Origin of the sequence: Aurantimonas sp. 22II-16-19i (assembly GCF_002088275.1) — a bacterium.
Lineage (GTDB): Bacteria > Pseudomonadota > Alphaproteobacteria > Rhizobiales > Rhizobiaceae > Jiella.
Map to the genome: position 1 here is coordinate 1 of NZ_AQQS01000022.1, position 17,659 is coordinate 17,659.

At 66.9% G+C, this 17,659-nt stretch carries 16 protein-coding genes and 1 tRNA gene; 13 read left to right on the plus strand and 4 right to left on the minus strand.

Annotation, left to right across the window (positions count from 1 at the left end; all coding sequences use genetic code 11):
- The coding region (locus ATO4_RS16830; protein ID WP_083592702.1) for an elongation factor Tu at positions 1-769 on the plus strand (769 nt) is incomplete at its 5' end.
- Between the two features lie 281 nt (positions 770-1,050).
- On the opposite strand, the gene ATO4_RS16835 is transcribed toward ATO4_RS16830, so the two are convergent.
- Positions 1,051-2,322, minus strand: a complete 1,272-nt coding sequence (locus tag ATO4_RS16835) for an ABC transporter substrate-binding protein (RefSeq protein WP_083592703.1) — start codon at positions 2,320-2,322, stop codon at positions 1,051-1,053.
- A 226-nt stretch (positions 2,323-2,548) separates the two neighbouring features.
- Between ATO4_RS16835 and ATO4_RS16840 the strand changes: the two genes are divergently transcribed.
- The 10 genes from ATO4_RS16840 to ATO4_RS16885 all read left to right on the plus strand — a co-directional run bounded on the left by ATO4_RS16840 (position 2,549) and on the right by ATO4_RS16885 (position 11,961).
- Positions 2,549-3,001 (plus strand): DUF3280 domain-containing protein, encoded by a 453-nt coding sequence (locus ATO4_RS16840; RefSeq protein WP_245308790.1) that lies wholly within the window; start codon positions 2,549-2,551, stop codon positions 2,999-3,001.
- On the plus strand, positions 2,998-4,092 hold the full coding sequence (locus ATO4_RS16845; RefSeq protein ID WP_083592704.1) for a (5-formylfuran-3-yl)methyl phosphate synthase: 1,095 nt from the start codon (positions 2,998-3,000) through the stop codon (positions 4,090-4,092). Before ATO4_RS16840 ends, ATO4_RS16845 begins: the two co-directional genes overlap by 4 nt.
- Positions 4,093-4,540: 448 nt before the next feature.
- A complete protein-coding gene (locus tag ATO4_RS16850; protein WP_083592705.1) occupies positions 4,541-5,191 on the plus strand; it encodes an amino acid kinase in 651 nt (216 codons plus the stop codon).
- Positions 5,192-5,261: 70 nt separating this feature from the next.
- Positions 5,262-6,701: a DUF6513 domain-containing protein gene (locus tag ATO4_RS16855; RefSeq protein WP_083592706.1), complete on the plus strand. Its 1,440-nt coding sequence runs from the start codon at positions 5,262-5,264 to the stop codon at positions 6,699-6,701.
- A 4-nt stretch (positions 6,702-6,705) separates the two neighbouring features.
- Entirely contained in the window at positions 6,706-7,281 is a 576-nt protein-coding gene (locus ATO4_RS16860) for a DUF447 domain-containing protein (protein ID WP_083592707.1), read from the plus strand.
- Between the two features lie 95 nt (positions 7,282-7,376).
- Positions 7,377-7,616, plus strand: a complete 240-nt coding sequence (locus ATO4_RS16865) for a hypothetical protein (RefSeq protein ID WP_083592708.1) — start codon at positions 7,377-7,379, stop codon at positions 7,614-7,616.
- Positions 7,613-8,038 (plus strand): PIN domain-containing protein, encoded by a 426-nt coding sequence (locus ATO4_RS16870; protein WP_083592709.1) that lies wholly within the window; start codon positions 7,613-7,615, stop codon positions 8,036-8,038. The genes ATO4_RS16865 and ATO4_RS16870 overlap by 4 nt, the downstream gene beginning before the upstream one ends.
- Before the next feature lie 214 nt (positions 8,039-8,252).
- Entirely contained in the window at positions 8,253-8,762 is a 510-nt protein-coding gene (locus ATO4_RS16875) for a 2Fe-2S iron-sulfur cluster-binding protein (protein ID WP_083592710.1), read from the plus strand.
- A complete protein-coding gene (locus ATO4_RS16880; protein ID WP_083592711.1) occupies positions 8,759-9,730 on the plus strand; it encodes a xanthine dehydrogenase family protein subunit M in 972 nt (323 codons plus the stop codon). The genes ATO4_RS16875 and ATO4_RS16880 overlap by 4 nt, the downstream gene beginning before the upstream one ends.
- Before the next feature lie 2 nt (positions 9,731-9,732).
- A complete protein-coding gene (locus ATO4_RS16885) occupies positions 9,733-11,961 on the plus strand; it encodes a xanthine dehydrogenase family protein molybdopterin-binding subunit (RefSeq protein ID WP_083592712.1) in 2,229 nt (742 codons plus the stop codon).
- Positions 11,962-12,070: 109 nt separating this feature from the next.
- Here the strand turns inward: ATO4_RS16885 and ATO4_RS16890 are convergent, their stop codons facing one another.
- The 3 genes from ATO4_RS16890 to ATO4_RS16905 all read right to left on the minus strand — a co-directional run bounded on the left by ATO4_RS16890 (position 12,071) and on the right by ATO4_RS16905 (position 16,486).
- The gene (locus ATO4_RS16890) at positions 12,071-13,009 is read right to left on the minus strand and encodes a Hint domain-containing protein (protein ID WP_083592713.1); all 939 of its coding nucleotides are present in this window, start codon (positions 13,007-13,009) and stop codon (positions 12,071-12,073) included.
- A gap of 762 nt (positions 13,010-13,771) precedes the next feature.
- On the minus strand, positions 13,772-14,704 hold the full coding sequence (locus ATO4_RS16895) for a Hint domain-containing protein (RefSeq protein ID WP_245308791.1): 933 nt from the start codon (positions 14,702-14,704) through the stop codon (positions 13,772-13,774).
- A 747-nt stretch (positions 14,705-15,451) separates the two neighbouring features.
- Positions 15,452-16,486, minus strand: a complete 1,035-nt coding sequence (locus tag ATO4_RS16905; RefSeq protein ID WP_245308792.1) for a hydantoinase/oxoprolinase family protein — start codon at positions 16,484-16,486, stop codon at positions 15,452-15,454.
- Positions 16,487-16,652: 166 nt separating this feature from the next.
- Here ATO4_RS16905 and ATO4_RS16910 point away from each other — a divergent pair, with 166 nt between their 5' ends.
- Positions 16,653-17,459, plus strand: a complete 807-nt coding sequence (locus ATO4_RS16910; protein ID WP_083592771.1) for a HisA/HisF-related TIM barrel protein — start codon at positions 16,653-16,655, stop codon at positions 17,457-17,459.
- 119 nt (positions 17,460-17,578) lie between these two features.
- A tRNA-Thr gene (locus ATO4_RS16915) sits at positions 17,579-17,653 on the plus strand.
- Positions 17,654-17,659: the final 6 nt, after the last annotated feature.

Below are 17,659 nucleotides of genomic sequence, written 5' to 3' on the forward strand. Positions count from 1 at the left end.
CGACGACGAGGAGCTGCTCGAGCTGGTCGAGCTCGAGGTTCGCGAGCTGCTCTCGTCCTACGAGTTCCCGGGCGACGACATTCCGATCGTCAAGGGCTCGGCGCTGGCCGCTCTCGAAGACAGCGACAAGAAGATCGGCGAAGACGCGGTGCGCGAGCTGATGGCGGCGGTCGACGCCTACATCCCGACGCCGGAGCGTCCGATCAACATGCCGTTCCTGATGCCGATCGAGGACGTGTTCTCGATCTCGGGCCGCGGCACGGTCGTCACCGGCCGCGTCGAGCGCGGCGTCGTCAAGGTCGGCGAGGAAGTCGAGATCGTCGGCATCCGCGACACCAAGAAGACCACGGTCACCGGCGTCGAGATGTTCCGCAAGCTGCTCGACCAGGGCCAGGCCGGCGACAACATCGGCGCGCTGATCCGCGGTGTGGATCGCGAGGGCGTCGAGCGTGGACAGGTGCTGTGCAAGCCGGGTTCGGTGAAGCCGCACACCAAGTTCAAGGCCGAGGCCTACATCCTGACCAAGGAAGAGGGTGGCCGTCACACGCCGTTCTTCACCAACTACCGCCCGCAGTTCTACTTCCGCACGACGGACGTGACCGGCGTGTGCACGCTGCCCGAGGGCACCGAGATGGTGATGCCCGGCGACAACGTGACCATGGACGTGACGCTGATCGTCCCGATCGCGATGGAAGAGCGCCTGCGCTTCGCCATCCGTGAAGGCGGCCGCACCGTCGGCGCCGGCATCGTCGCGGCGATCGTCGAGTAGTCGGCGCTCGCGCAAGGTTGGTCGTCAGCGCTGACGACACATCGATCCAACATTGCGAACGGGCCCCGAGCGGGCCCGTTTTCGCATCCCGGTCTCGTGGCCGTCTTGGGATCGTCTCCGGGATCGCACGGCCCTCACAAACCGGCCGTGTGGACCTGCGTCGGCGCTTTCGGAACGCAGAAAAGAAAAAACAGGCCCGCCGGGGCCTGTTTTTGTGTCGCCATCCGGAGCAGCTGTCGCCGCGCCTTGCCGGCGCGCCCGCTTTCGTCGCGGCCCGAGCCCTACTTGTCGAGCTGGCAGGTGGTCTCGGGCCGGTCGAAGCCGAGGGTGTCGAGCTCGGAGACCTGGTGCAGGAAGCCTTCCTGCGGCGAAGCGCTGACGACCGAATCCTCGGTGCCGAGCAGCACCGGCTGGCGCAGCTGCCAGTCCCAGTCCCGGAAGGTCAGGCGCTGTCCCTTGAACGCGGCGACGGTGAAGTCGTCGCTCCGGATGAAGGCGTCGATCTTCTCCGGATCGACCGAATTGGTCCGCGAGGCGGCCTCGCCGATGGTGCGCACCGCCGTCCAGGCCTGCATGTCCTTGGATTCCATCCGCCGGCCGGAGGCATCCTCGAAGCGGTTCTGGATCTGCGCGCCGCCCCACTGTTCGCTCGCCGGATGCCAGGAGCCGGGCACGAGGCCGGCTGTCCCGGCGACCGGGCGCGGGATCCAGGTCCGCCAGGGAATGTAGGTGCCGAAGACCTCGCTCTCGTCGGCGACGAGCAGCACGTCGTGGTCGGGCAGGTCCTGCAGGAAGACCGGGATCTGCCGCTGGACGAGGGCCTGGCCGGAATCCGTCGCGCGGGCGCCGCCGCGATCCTCGAAGACCTTCTCCGCGACGATCCTGCCGCCGAACTTCGTCGCCGAGCGCTTCAGCGCCTCGGCGAAGAGCTTGTCCTTCTCGTGGGAGCCCTCGACCAGCGCCCAGTTCCGCCACTGCTTCCACATCAGATATTGCGCCAGCCCGTCGGTGAGCATGGAGCGCGACGGTGCCGTGTGGAGCATGTTGTTGCGGCAGTCGTCGTTGCGCAGGCGGTCGTCCTCGGCACCGGCATTGAAGATGATCGCGCCCGTCTCTGCGGCGAGATCGGCGGCCTTCAGGGTATCGTCGGCGGAGAGGTCGGTGACGACGTAGTGGGCGCCGTCATCCAGGAGCTTGCGGAGTGGCGCGGCGATGTCGTCGCCGGGCTTCAGCGTCACCACGTCGAGCTCGAACTTCTGGCCCATGAAGGAGCCGGTGGTGTCGTTGTCCTTGATCGCCACCTTTGCGCCGGCAACGCCGATGTCCTCGGGCGGAATGTCGAGGACGGACAGGGCCAGCGTGCGCTCGTAGCTGCGCAGATAGCCGATCCGGATCGTCCGCATCGTCTTCTCGGCCGGACTTGCGGCGGGTGCGGCGGGCTTGGCCTCCTGGCCGGTTCCCTGTGCCGCGGCCGACAGCGTCAGCGCGATGGCCGTCAGCGGTGCGAGCGCGAGTGGCAGAAGCCCCCGTCCCAGGCGATCGAGCTCGAACATCTTGGCATTCCTCCCGCATGTCGCGCGGCGACGCCCGGCTTCCTGCCGCGTCGCCGCAATCATTGCTCCTCACGCCCAACGCGCTATCACTTGCCTCGGGCACCGCACATTGCATCCACGGAGAAGCCGAATGTTTGCGTCCACGATGTGTCGCGGAGCAGGTCTCATCAGGCAAGCGCGATTTTTTCCCGTTGTTCTGGTCGCAGTCTTCGCGGCCGGGCCTGCCATGGCTGAGGACGACAAGGTCGCGGTCTTCGGCTTCGAGCTGATCGATTCCAGCCTCGAGGGGTCGATGCTGGGCAAGGACGAGGCGCAGGAGGCCCGGCTGGCCCGGCTGGCCCCGGAGCTGCGCGACAACATTGCCGGCGTCGGCGGCTACGAGATCGTCGACGTCGGTCCGGTCGAGGCGAAGGCCAGCGCCGCCAATCTCCAGAGCTGCGGCAATTGCGCGCTGACATTCGCGCGCGAGATCGGGGCCGACATCGCCGTCGTCGGAACCGTGCAGAAGGTCTCCAACCTCATCCTCAACATCAACGCCTATGCTTTCGACGTCGAAACCGGTAAGGCGCTCGCACGCGGCAGCGCCGACATCCGCTCGAACACCGACGAGAGCTGGGACCGCGGCCTGCGCTACCTGTTCAAGAACACCCTGCGGAAGCAGCTGGAGGCCGCGCGTTGACGAAACTCCTGGCGAGTGTCACCGGGCCCGGGGAAGCCGAGACGGCACTCCTCGGCGGCGCCGACATCATCGACCTGAAAGACCCGGCGAGGGGCGCGCTCGGCGCGGTGTCGCCGGAGGTGCTTGCCGCGACGATCGCCACGGTCGCCGGCCGCCGGCCGGTCTCCGCCGTGGCTGGCGACCTGCCGATGCGGCCTGACCTCGTCGTGGGGGAGGTCGAGGCGCGGCGGGCGGCGGATTTCGTCAAGATCGGCCTCTTCCCGGCGACGTCCGTCGAGCGTCTCGCGGTGATCGGCGCGCTTGCCGCGGTGGCGCGCGACATTCGGCTCGTCGCCGTGTTCTTCGCCGACGGCGAGCCGGATTTCGCGCTTCTCGGTCCGCTCGCCGAGGCGGGGTTCCATGGCGCGATGATCGACACGATGGACAAGGCCGGCGGCGGCCTGTTGACCCGGCTTTCGGTCGGCACCCTGGCCCGCTTCGTCGAGACCGCCCGTGATTTCGGCCTGATGACCGGCCTCGCCGGCTCGCTGGAAGCGCCGGACGTTCCCCGCCTGAAGGCCCTTCGGCCCGATTATCTCGGCTTTCGCGGCGCGCTCACCGGCGGCGCGCGCGGCGATGCGGTCGAGGAGACACAGGTGCGCCGCATCGCGTCGCTGCTGCGCCCCGAAACGGGCGCTGCGGCCGGGGCCGGACCGGCGCCGACGGTTGATCCGGCGCCGGCGGGGCATTCCGGGCTCGACCGCATCTTCGTGCGCGACCTCGTCCTCGACCTGGAGATCGGCGCCTATGGCCACGAGCGCGGGCGCCGGCAGAAGGTGCGCTTCTCGGTCGAGGCGCTGATCGCCCGGATCGCGGCGAACCGCGACGACATCGCCGAGGTCTATTCCTACGATCTGATCACCGACGCGGTCCGGGCCTTGGCCGAAGCCGGCCATACCGATCTCGTCGAGACGCTCGCCCTCGATCTCGCCCGAACCGTCCTGTCGGACGGCCGCGTCTTCGAGGTGAGCGTCCGGGTCGAAAAGCTCGAACTCGGCGCCGGCGCCGTCGGCATCGAGATCCGTCGCCGCCGGTCGGACTTCGCCGACTGATCCGGCGCGGCATCCCGTACCGTCACCCCGATTCGTCCCGGCCGACCAGCCACCGATCGCCCGTCTCGGGACTGCGACCGGCCAGCTTGGCAGCCTGACGGACGGCGGACGGCGGCTTGCGCCAGCCAAGGCTTCCGAGGGTCAGGCAGCACCGCGGCTGGCCGGCGGCGAGCATCGCGCAGACGATCCCACAGACGATGCCGCGCGGCGCGAGCGAGCCCCGCCCTTGCGCCCGGTCCGATCCTGGCGTTCACTACCTGCCAGGCGCACGATCGGCAGATCCAGCGCTCTGGTCGGCGGTGGGCGGATTCGCCACGGCGCTCCAGAGAACCATCTGAATCTGCAAGTGGAAGCCGCAATCGACTCGCAGAGGTCGAAGCGGGTGGGAGACGGCAGCCGGTGTGTCATCACGGGCTGCCGGCAGGAAACGTCAACGGGGCAGGGCATCATGGGTACACTCAAGCAACTTGTTGTCGTCAAGCTGGGCGGCAGTTCGGCGTCCTCGCCGGATCTCGTCCGCTGGGTCAGGGCGATCGAACAGGCCACGGTTCCGCTGGTCGTCGTCCCCGGCGGCGGCCCCTTCGCCAACACGGTGCGGCGCTACCAGCCGAAGCTCGGCTTCGACGACCGCGCCGCCCACGAAATGGCGATCCTCGGGATGGAGCAGTTCGGCCTGGCGCTGATCAGCCTGTCGTCGCGGATGGTCAGGGCGCGCGACCGGGAGGACATCGAGACGGCCATCGAAGCCGGGCGCATCCCGGTCTGGCTGCCGCGCGACGTCGCGCTGACCGCGCCCGACATCGCCCAGGACTGGAACGTGACGTCGGATTCGCTCGCCGCCTGGCTCGCCCGCAGGCTCTCGGCGCGCCATCTCTGCCTGATCAAGCAGCTCGACGTTCCGGAGGGCTCCAGCGTCGAGGCGCTGATCGGCGCGCAGATCGTCGACGAGAGTTTCGGCGAGCATCTGGGCGACACGGCGACCGTCCATGTCGCGGGGCCGGGCGATCTTGCGACCGCGGGGCTCCGGCTGTCGGACGGCGAGGTGCCGGGCAACCGGCTGGCGCGCGCCTCCATGGGCATCGCCACCGCGGCGGAATGAGGCAGGCGAACTTGCGGTCATCGGCGACGCCGGCCTTTTCATCGGCCGGCGAATGTCCGACATAGCCGCAATGGCGAAACCGCGACTTCTCTTCCTGACCGGGCATCTCGCCCGCCCGCGCCTCGAGCGGATCCTGTCCGGCCTCGGGGCTGCGGATTTCGACTGGGCGATCGCCGACATCGGCGTGAAGGTGGCCGCGCTCGCCACCGGCGAGATCATCGAGCGACGCCTGCCACGTCCGGTCGAGGCGACGCAGGTCGTCCTGCCCGGCCGCTGCCGTGCCGATCTCGACCGGCTCGCGGCCTCGTTCGGCGTGCCCTTCGTGCGCGGCCCGGACGAGCTGGCCGACCTGCCGGCCTTTCTCGGCCGCAAGGGCGGGCCGCCGGATCTCTCCCGCCATGCCATGCGGATCTTCGCCGAGATCGTCGACGCCACCGCCCATCCGGTCGAGGCGATCGTCGAGCGGGCGCAAAGGATGCGCGGCGAGGGCGCCGACGTCATCGATCTCGGCTGCCTGCCGGATACGCCGTTTCCGCATCTGGAAGCGACGATCGGTGCGCTGAAGGCTGCCGGCCACCGGGTCAGCGTCGATTCGGCCAACCCCGATGAGCTGTCCCGCGCGACCAGGGCCGGCGCCGACTATCTTCTCAGCCTCACCGAGGAAACGCTGGAAATCGCCCGGGAGGGCGACGCGGTGCCGATTCTCGTGCCGGCCGTGCCCCACGACATGGGCTCCCTCGACCGGGCGATCGACAAGGCGAAGGGGATGGGGATCGACTTCATCGCCGATGCGATCCTCGATCCGATCCATTTCGGCTTTTCGGCCTCGCTCGTGCGCTACCACGAGCTGCGACGACGCCATCCCGACATCTCCATCCTGATGGGCACCGGCAATCTCACCGAGCTGACCGACGCCGACACCTCGGGCATCACCGCGACCCTCCTCGGCATCTGCTCGGAGCTGTCGATCGACAACCTCCTGATCGTCCATGTCAGCCCGCACACCCGCGCGACCATCGCCGAGCACGACGCGGCGCGGCGCATGCTGTTCGCCGCCAGGGAAGACAACGCCCTGCCGCGCGGCTATTCCAACGCGCTGCTGCAGGTCCACGACGTCAATCCCTTCGCCGCGACGCCGGACGAACTCCGCGAGCTGGCGGCGACGATCAAGGACCGCAACTACCGGATCGAGACCGCCGAGGACGGCATCCATCTCTACAATCGCGACATGCACGAGGTCGCGACCGACGCCTTCGAGCTGTTCCCGCATATCGCGGTCGATGGCGACACCGGCCACGCCTTCTATCTCGGCGCGGAACTCCAGAAGGCGGAGATCGCCTGGCGGCTCGGCAAGCGCTATGCCCAGGACGCGCCGCTCGACTTCGGCGTCGGCGCGCAGCGGGACGAGGAGGACCGCACCCGGCTGGAAGAGGCGGGCCATACGCTGAAGGCGAAGAAGAAGAACACGGGGACCGCAGCGGCGGCCGACGAGACCGGCGAAGGGAGTTGAGGCCATGGCCTATATTCGCGAGACCATCCTGACCACCATCTCCGAGGCCGGCGAAGTCCATATCGCGCCGCTCGGGATCATCCAGGAGGCCGACGGCTGGGTGATCGCGCCGTTCCGGCCCTCGACGACGCTCGCCAACATCGAGGCGAACGGCCTTGCCGTCGTCAACTACACCGACGAGGCGAAGATCTTCGCCGGCTGCCTCACCGGGCGCAAGGACTGGCCGCTGGCACCGCTCGACGACTGCCCGGTGCCGCGGCTGGAGGCGGCGCTGTCGCACGACGTCCTGAAGGTCGAGCGTGTCACCGATGACGAGACCCGCCCGCGCCATTTCTGCAAGGTCGTCTCTTCCGGCCAGCACCGGCCCTTTCTCGGCATGAACCGCGCCAAGGCTGCGGTGCTGGAGGCGGCGATCCTGGTCAGCCGGCTGAAGATGCTGCCGGCCGAGAAGATCGAGACCGAAATCGCCTATCTCAAGATCGCCATCGACAAGACCGCCGGGCCTGACGAGGAGCAGGCGTTCTACTGGCTGCTGGAGAAGGTGATCGAGCACCTGGCGGAGGTGGAGGGGGCGGGCTGAGCGCCAGGCGCCCGGGAATGTCGCAGGTGGGCTGCTTCATTGGTGGCGTTGGACGATCATGCTATCATCCGGTCTGACTGAGAGGGAAGACGTTCGTGCCCCAGATCACGATCCGCAAGCTGTCCGATGAAGTCCACCGCGCTCTGCGCGCGCAGGCGGCCAATGAAGGCATCAGTGCCGAGGAAAAGGCACGCCGCCTTTTGGCAGAAGGTCTTTTTCCGTCGGCGCAGTCTGGGTTCGGGGACCGTCTGCGCGAACTTGCCAGGAACGTCGACCTGGACGGTGTGGACTTGGAGCGGGATCGCTCCGGCATAGACGCTGCCGATCTGTCGTGATCGTGCTCGACACCAATGTCTTGTCGGAGACCATGAAGCCTGATCCCGATCCGAATGTCATTGCATGGTTGAACAGGCAGTCGCCGTCGTCGCTCTGGTTGACGACGATCACTGTTGCGGAACTACGCTACGGCGCCGCCAAGCTGCCACACGGCAGGCGCCGCATGGCGTTCGAGCGCATGATCGAGGCCTACGTCTCCGACGCGTTCAGGAATCGGATCGCGACGTTCGACCTCCCGGCGACGACGATGTTTGCCAGGCGTGCTGCAGACGCTGCGCGCGCTGGCCGGGAGGTCAAGGGTTTTGCCGATGCGGCGATTGCAGCCATAGCCTTGGCGAAGGGTTTTTCCGTTGCGACCCGAGACGTTCGCCCCTTCGACGACATGGGCGTCGCGGTGGTTGATCCTTGGTTGCCGCTGTGAACCGACGGTGCCTGAGCATCATTCGATACGTTGCTGCCTATCCACGGGGCGTGGGACGAAACGATAGCTCCACCCCCCGCTGCTGCTGAACACTTCGTCACCGCACGAAACCATCCCGCCCGCCGTCCGTTAGCGTACGGATTTCGAACCGTTCCAATTTGGGCGTGGCCATGCCTCACGCCCCTCGGACGCCAACGAAGGGCAACTCAACGCGATGAAGTTGAAGATCAACGGAACCGAGCACGAGCTCGACGTCGACATGCGGACCTCGCTGCTCGACGCCTGCCGTGACCATCTCGGCCTTACCGGCTCGAAGAAGGGCTGCGACCACGGCCAGTGCGGCGCCTGCACCATGCTGGTCAATGACCGCCGCATCAATTCCTGCCTCACCCTCGCGGTCATGCACGAGGGCGACGAGATCACCACCATCGAGGGCCTGGGCGGTCCGGCCAACCTGCATCCGATGCAGGAGGCCTTCCTGCATCACGACGGCTTCCAGTGCGGCTACTGCACGCCGGGCCAGATCGTCTCCGCGGTCGGCATGCTGGGCGAGGTTTCCGACGGCTGGCCGAGCCACGCCACCGCCGACGTCAAGGACGGCGCGTCCCTGTCGCAGGGCGAGATCCGTGAGCGGATGAGCGGCAATCTCTGCCGCTGCTCGGCCTATCCCAACATCGTCGACGCCATCGAGACCGCCAGCGCCAAGATGAAGGAGACCGCATGAGACCGTTCGAATACGCCCGGGCCGGTAACGTCTCCGAGGCCGGCCAGCTCGCGGGGCGGTTCATCGCCGGCGGCACCAACCTCCTCGACCTGATGAAGCTCGAGGTCGAGACGCCCGAAAAGCTCGTCGACATCACCCGCCTGCCGCTGCGCGAGATCGTGGAGACCGAAGACGGCGGCCTTCGCATCGGGGCGCTGGTGACGAATTCCGACCTCGCCGCCGAGCCGCGCATTCGCCGCGACTACGAGGTCCTGTCGCGGGCGCTGCTCGCCGGTGCGTCCGGCCAGCTCCGCAACAAGGCGACCACCGGCGGCAATCTCCTGCAGCGCACCCGCTGCAGCTATTTCTACGAGACCTCCCAGCCCTGCAACAAGCGCGAACCCGGCTCCGGCTGCGGCGCCATCGGCGGCTTCAACCGCATCCACGCGATCCTCGGGGCGTCCGACAAGTGCATCGCGACCCACCCCTCCGACATGGCCGTCGCCATGCGGCTGCTCGACGCCGTCGTCGAAACGCTGAAGGCCGACGGCTCGAGCCGGGAGATTTCCGTCGGCGAGTTCTACCGGCTGCCGGGCGAGACGCCGCAGGTCGAGACGGTGCTGGAACAGGGCGAGCTGATCACCGCCGTGCGCCTGCCGAAGCCGCTTTCGGGCGAGCATCGCTACCGCAAGGTGCGTGACCGCGCCTCCTACGCCTTCGCCCTCGTTTCCGTCGCCGCGGTCGTCCGGATGGATGGCGGCCGGATCGCTGAGGCCCGTCTCGCCTTCGGCGGTCTCGCCCACATGCCTTGGCGCGACGCGGCGGTGGAAGATGCGCTGGTCGGCGAAGCGCCCTCGATGGCGCTGTTCGACAAGGCCGCCGACATCCTCCTCGCCGAGGCCAAGCGGCAGGGCGAGAACGACTTCAAGATCCCGCTCGCCCGGCGCACGCTGAAAGCGGTGCTGGCCGACGCGACGAAGGGAGCCTGATCATGAACGAGCACGTGATGAACCAGCCGATCGGCGAGACGCGCCTCGATCGGAACACCCAAGGGGTGATCGGCAAGGGCGTCGATCGCTACGAGGGCAGGCTGAAGGTCTCCGGCAAGGCGCCCTATGCCTATGAGCACCTGATCGGCGAGAAGGTCGCCTACGGCTTCGTCGTGCCGGGGCCTGTCGGCCGCGCCAGGGTCCGCTCGATCGACACGTCGAAGGCGATGGCCGAGCCCGGCGTCCTCGCCGTCGTCACCGGCGACGGGCTGCCGCGCTCCTCCGCCCAGCCGATGTCTCCGGCCGGCCAGACGATGGACGGCGAGATCTTCCACTACAACCAGCCGGTCGCGCTGGTGGTGGCGGAAAGCTTCGAGATCGCCCGCCACGCCTCGCATCTCGTCAAGGTGGATTACGAGGAGATCCCGGGTCGCTACGAGATCGAGAGCCGTCGCGGCACCGGTCGCGCCACCGAGGAAGGCCCGATGGCCGCCGACACTAATCGCGGCGACTTCGAGAAGGCCTTCGCCGCGGCCGAGGTCCAGTTCGACCAGACCTATCGCACCCCGGCCTACCATTCGGCGGCGATGGAGCCTCACACCTCGGTGGCCAAGTGGGACGGCGACCAGCTGACCGTCTGGTCCTCCTGCCAGTTGCTCGAGACCAACGTCCAGCAGATCGCCAGCGGCGTCGGCGTCGACGTCTCCAAGGTCCGGCTGCTCAGCCCCTATATCGGCGGCGGCTTCGGCTCCAAGCTCGGCATCGGCCCGGACGCGGTCCTCGCCGCGCTCGGCGCCCGCGAGGCGGGGCGGCCGGTGAAGCTGGCGCTGACCCGCCAGAACGTCTTCCAGACGACGTCGCGGCGCGGCGAGACGATCCAGCGGGTGCGCATCGGCGCGACCAGGGACGGCAAGATCACCTGCTTTGCCCATGAGACGGAGACGCCGAACTCGGAAGGCGAGGGCTTCTTCGAACCCTCCGGCATCTCCAGCGTCTTCCTCTATCCCGGCGCCGACCGGCTGGTGACGCACCGGGTGATCACTTCGGACGTGCTGATGAGCTCGGCCGTGCGTGCCCCCGGCGAGGCGACCGGCATGCTCGCCACCGAGAGCGCCCTCGACGAGCTGGCCGTGCGCTTCGCCATCGATCCGGTCGAGTTCCGCCGGATGAACGAGCCGGAGAAGGACCCGCAACAGGACGTGCCGTTCTCCTCGCGCAAGCTCCTCGAATGCATCGACGTCGGGGCGGAGCGTTTCGGCTGGGCCGACCGTCCGAAGACGCCGGGATCGCGCCGCGAGGGCGAGTGGCTGATCGGCTATGGCATGGCGTCGGCGAGCCGCGCCAACTCGCTGATGCAGTCCTCGGCCGAGATCGAGATGACGCCTGACGGCCGCGCCACGGTCAAGACGGCGATGACCGACATCGGCACGGGGACCTATACGATCCTCCAGCAGATCGCGGCGGAGATGCTCGGCATGCCGCTGGATCAGGTCGACGTCCTCCTCGGCGACACGTCGTTGCCGGCCTCCTCCGGCTCGGGCGGCTCCTGGGGTGCGAACTCCGCCGGCTCCTCGGTCTATGTCGCGGCCGAGGCGGTCATCGCGGAATTCGCCAAGCGCCTCGGCGTCGAGGCCGAGACGCTGACCCTGAAGGACGGCCACGCCATCGCCGGCAACCGCCAGATCCCGTTCACCGAGATCCTGAACGGCGACACCATCCGGGTCGTCGGGACGATCAAGCCCGGCGAGACGTCCGAGAAGACCAACCAGGCGAGCTACGGCGCCCATTATGCCGAAGTCGCAGTCAACGCTACCACCGGCGAGACCCGGGTGCGGCGTCTCCTCACGGTCGGCGCCGCGGGCCGCATCCTCAACGAGAAGACCGCCACGTCCCAGTGCTATGGCGGCCAGATCTGGGGCATCGGCTACGCGCTGGAGGAGGATCTCGTCGTCGACGCGCGCAACGGCCTGATCGTCAATCACGACCTCGCCGAATACCACGTGCCGGTGCATGCGGACGTCCCCAAGCTCGACGTCGTGCTGCTCGAGGAGCGGGACCGGCATGCCAGCCCGCTTGCCGGCAAGGGCATCGGCGAGCTCGCCATCGCCGGCGTTGGAGCCGCGATCAACAATGCGATCTTCAACGCCACCGGTGCCCGGATCCGCTCCTACCCGGTGACGATGGACAAGCTCCTGCCGCATCTGCCGGAAGAGGTCGGCGCGGCGGCCTGAGGTTGGCCGTTGCCAGAAACGGAAAGGCCGGCGTCCACGCGCCGGCCTTTTCTTTCGTCGGTCTCTCGCCGCGATTCCGCCAATGTCCGTCGGAACGCGAATGCGGACGTTACTGGACTGCGTATTCGCCCGCGCTCGGCCAGACGCACTGGGCGGAAAGGTCAGCATAGAAGAGATCGGCGAGGCGTCTCCTCTCGGCTTCGACCAGCGGGCCGTCGATGGCCACTTCGCGGCAACGGCCGTGCTGGCCGGCGGGGACGAAATCGGGATTGGCGAGGACATCGTCGAGATCGCCGTCGAACCAGCCGCGCGAGCCCATGTCGAAGAAGCTCTCGGCCGGCAGGCCGTCAGCGAGCAGCACGTCGTGCTGATCGAGTTCGATGTGCCAGTAGGTGACGGACGGCATCGACGTGCGCTCGATGGTCGTGCCGTTGATCAGGTTCATGATCGGTACGAGCACTTCTTCGCCGTTCTGCCTCACCAGCACGGGATGGCCCGGCGACAGCAATACGTCGCGCTCGGGCACGCCGACGCCGAAGGCGTTCGCCCGCACCTTGACCGGCGCCATGTGCCAATACTCACCAGAACAGTCAGTCGTCCGACTACCGATCCAGACGATCTTGCGCTCGCCACCTGACGCGGTCACTGCCACATCCCCGACAGCCAGTCGTTCGATCGCAACGGGACCGATCGTCGTTTCTATGCTCGCGCCCGTGGTAAAGCACTGGATGGCAAAATCGGCGTCGACAGAAGTCAGTGTATCGCCAAGCCCGTAATTTGCATTATACTGAAAAGCATACAGCCGGCCATTACTGTTCCAGCTGCCAATGAATCCGTCTCCGTTAGACAATGCCGCCACATAGGTTAATACGTTCCCTCCTAAGCCAAACGTATCAACCGCGATATCACCAAGGACGGTCGTGTCATCACCACCTCCATCGTCGACATCTGTCAGGGTGAACCCGCCGCCAAAGTTGGCATTGATATCGTATGTACCGTCTCCATTCGCAACGACTCGGTCTAAGAACATACTGGCTGTTGTGCCCATTTACTCTTTCCTTAGCTCTTTTCCTCAGCTCTTTTCCTTGGACGCGGCGATCAACCAAGATCAATTCAGGAGAGCCGCTGACCCATCCAACATGCAGAAAACCGGTTCCACAGCGAAATGCCTCGCAAGTTCGCATGGCAAATTTCGTCGAACCTCCGATTTCGCTGTCAAAACAGTTCTTCTTTGCATCAGCGGGATTTACTTCACTGCATACTGTCTTCCTCAACGGCATGAGAAGAGGATATGGCGCTCAATCCGCCACTTGCCGCAGAGACGGGCTTGCCGCTTCGTTGGGTCCGAAAGCGGCGACCGAGATGATCTCATTCGCTATTCAATCGCTAAGGTTATTATCGCCTAAAATCAAGTTGCGTCATTCAAGGATTCACTGGCGCCACGCCTCATATCCACGCATTGCGATGACGCCAGGGCGGTGGTGAAATCGGGGCGCTCGCGGCAAGCGCCAGTGCCGCCAATGGCCTCGACCTGAGCGATGTCGTCCGCCCCCTCCGGCTGGGCCAAAGTCTGCTTCAGACGGCCAAGCGCTTGGCCATTCGCTCTTCGATTCGCTTGAACACGTCCCGATGGCGTCGGGGAACTGGTGGCGAGCCGGTGACGACGGAAGGATGCGGCAGCGCAGAACTTGACCTTCACCGGAACGACGTGCCCACCGCGTCGAGCGCAACGGGCGAAATTCCGGTGTCATGGTGACGATCAGGTCGAAATAGCCACTCTCTATGGCCCTCGGAGCGATCGCGCGCGACGTCAGAGGCCGGCGACGTGTCCGGCCACTGGCCAGGCGCACTGGGCGGAAAGATCGGCATAGAACAGATCGGCAAGACGCTTGCGCTCGGCCTCGACCAGCGGGCCGTCGATCGCCACGTCCCGGCAGCGGCCATGCTGGCCGGCAGGGACGAGGTCGGGGTTGGCGAGGACGTCGTCGAGGTCGTTGTCGAACCAGCCGCGCGAGCCCATGTCGAAGAAGCTTTCGGCCGGCAGGCCGTCGGCAAGCAGGATGTCGTGCTGGTCGAGTTCGATGTGCCAGTAGGTCACGGACGGCATCTCGGTGCGCTCGATGGTCGTGCCGTTGATCAGGTTCATGATCGGGACCAGCACTTCGCGACCATCCTGCTTCACCAGGACCGGATGGCCGGGGGAAAGGCGAACGTCGCGTTCCGGGACCCCGGCTCCAAACGCGTCGGCCCGAACTTGCACCGGCGCAGAACCCGATCTTTCGCCTGAACACTCGATTGTTCGTTTGCCGATCCAGGTTACGGGTCGCTCACCGCCGGAGGCGGTCAAAACCATGTCGCCAAGGCAAAGCGCCTCGATCCCAACGGGACCACCAGGCGTCTCGATGCGGACACCGGACGTAAAGCACTGAATGGCAAAATTCTGGCCGCTGGAAGCGTTTATGACTTCGTAATAATTGTATGTGTTGTATGAATAGAGAAAATATCCGCCCCCGACGCTGACGACAATTCCGTTTGCGTTCGAGGCAAAAAAGGTAGCTCCAAAATAAATCGTGTTGCTGGTGGAAATATATTTAACATCCAGCGTATCATTTGTTATGTCTCCGAGAATGGTCAAATCATCATCGGGGCTATCGGAGATATCTACAAAATAATAGTATGATCCAAAATAATTATCTACAGTAAACGTTCCGTCGCCATTGTTCGTGACCTTGTGGCCGGTCATGGGAGTAACGCTTCTCATGACACCCTCTCTCTACAGCTTTGCAGCGCGCGCTCATCGCACTCCAACGCTTGGGCCAAGATCACGAGGGGTCGGTTCACCAGCATCAGAAACCGTCGCGGGATCGAACTACCAGGAGAACATACGGGCCAAGGTTGTGAGAATGCAAGTTCGATTGACGCTGCGGTAGCAGCATTTCTTTCCTTGCGTAACAGGTCAGCGCGACGCTTTCTCTCGGCTTCGACCAGCGGGCCCGTCGATCGTGACCTTGCGGCAGCGGCCGTGCTGGCCGGCGGGGGCGAGGGCGGGATTGGCGAGGAGATCGTCGAGATCTCTCTCGAACCAGCCGCGAGTGCCCATGTCGAAGAAGCTCTCTCTGCCGGCAGCCCATCGGCCAGAAGTACGTCGTGCTGGTCGAGCTCGACATGCCAATAGGTGGCGGACTGCATCGACATGCGCTCGATGGTCGTGCCGTTCATCGGGTTCATGGTCGGCGCGAGCACTTTGGCGCTGCCTCGTTTGACCAGCACCGGATGGCCCGGCGAAAGCAGCCCGTCGCGCCTGGCTACACCGGCGCCGAAGGCGTTTGCCCGCACGCCGAATGGGTGCCAAGCGGACGGTCTCGCCGTCGCGACGACATCACAGCAAAGCAAACCAAGCGGACCGACGCCGACCGCTTCCCGAGCGCAGCGTCAATGCCGCCTCGCATGACCCACTCGACGTGACGGCCGGATGCCCGTTCCGCCGCATCTACCGCGACCGCCCCGCCAGCACCGCCAGCGCCGCTGCGGGCGCTGCCCGGCAGACCGCGTCGCGCAGCTCGGCCGGGCAGTCGAAGAGATCGGGAAAGTCGACGATGCCGCGGTCGAGCCTCGCCGCCAGACGCCTCAGCACCGGGCGCCCCGTGCCGGCGACGACGACGGGTGCGTCTTCCGAAATGTCCTCCCGCGACAGGACGAGCAGCACCGCGTCGTGGATCTTGCGCAGCTGTTCCTCGGCAAAGCCGTGGGCGAGCCACTCCCAGGCGCCGTCGGTGCCGTCCTCGGCGTCGAGGCCGATCATCCGGGCGAGGCGTCGCCGCGAGGCCTCGACGCTCTTCTCCTGCCCGTCGGCTGGCGGATAGAGATCGTCGGCCTCGTCCAATATGCCGACGATGCGCTGGACATCCGCCATGGTGGCGAAGAACTCGTTCATCACCGGCACGCTGCGCCCGGCAAAGGCGGCGCGGCTCGCCACCGCCATCAGCGGCGTGCGGGTGTAGCCCTGATAGACGAGTTCGCCGCAGGCGAGGCGCGCATTGTCGCTCGCCCCGGCCGCCTTCACGACACCGCCCGCCACCGGCAGGATGTCGGTGGTGGTCGAGCCCATGTCGATCACCACCGCCTCCTCGATGTTCGCCGCCGCCAGCGCCGCGCTGGCGTGCCAGTTGGCCGAGGCGATCTCGTCGGCATGGGAGCGGGCGTTGCCCGGCGACAGGAAGCCCGCCGCGCCGCCATAGAGCGACACGTCGCCCGACAGCTTCTCGGCAAACAGCCGCGCCAGGGTCTCCACCCCCTCGCGCCGCGACGAGAAGACGTCGGAGAGTTCGCCCGTCATGGTGATGGCGTGGCGCTCGACCTGGCCCGGCTCGACGGCATCGAGGATGGTGCGCAGACCGGCCTCCAGATGCTCGAGGCCCTGCCAGATCGGCGTTCGCTCCTGCCAGACGCGGATGATCCGGTCGTTCTCGGCGAGCGCCGCCTTCAGATGCGCTCCGCCGACGTCCCAGCCCAAGGTTCTCGTCATGGCGTCATCGTCTCGCAATTCGTCCGTCTGGCCGACGCCTCCGCAAAAGCGCCAAAAGAGCGGCATCCCGTGGCCCGAAGCGGAGCATTCCGGAGGGAATCCCTTGGTCCGCCCGCTCGGCTCGGCGTATATGACCATCGAAAGCGGTCCGGTCTCAAGGTCGAAGATGCAAGTCGTTCCCGTACTCGACATCAAGAACGCGCTGGTCGTGCGCGGCGTCATGGGCGACCGGGCGAGCTACCGGCCGATCGTGACGCCGCTTGCGCCGGGCCCCGAGCCGCTGACCGTGGCGCGCGGCCTGATGGCGGTGCATCCGTTCGAAGCCCTCTACATCGCCGATCTCGACGCGATCGAGGGGGTGCCGCGCCACGAGGCGGGCGAGGGTGGACCGGCAGATGACGGGCCGTCGGCCGGCGCCGGAACGGACGCTCCCGCCGCCCGCCGGCGGCGCGGCGAACCCGATGCGGTGCTGGTCGAGCGGCTGGTCGCCGCCCATCCCGGCGTCACGCTCTGGCTCGATGCCGGCGTCACGAGGCTCGAGGACGCGATGCGGATCGCCGCCATGCCCGGCGTCAGGGTCGTCGTCGGCAGCGAATCGATCGACGGCGCCCAGAGCCTGCGCGGCCTTGCCGGCAGCGCCGACTTCGCGCTCTCCCTCGACTTCCGGGGCGAGACGTTCGTCGGGCCGGCGGAGATCCTCGCCGACGAGAGCCTGTGGCCGCAGACGCTGATCGTCATGACCCTCGCCAAGGTCGGCAGCGGCGCCGGCCCCGATCTCGAGCGGCTGCGGGCGGTGAAGGCGCGGGCAGGGGACCGCCGCGTCTTCGCCGCCGGCGGCGTGCGCGGTCCCGCCGACCTCGAAACCCTCGCCGCCATGGGCATTGCCGGCGCGCTGGTCGCGACGGCCCTCCATGACGGCCGGATCTCGCCAGCCGATCTCGCCGCCCTCGACGCCCGCGCGACGCCCGGCTGAACCGCCAGCCGCCCAGCCGCCATCGCTCCCGCCGATCCGCCGAGAGGCCCATTTGTGCCCCCGAACCCGACGATTTTTCGCGTGCCGCGCCGGCCGCCTTATGCTATCGCACCCCGCGGGCCGGCGTAGCACAGCGGTAGTGCAGCGGTTTTGTAAACCGAAGGTCGGGAGTTCGATCCTCTCCGCCGGCACCATTTGAA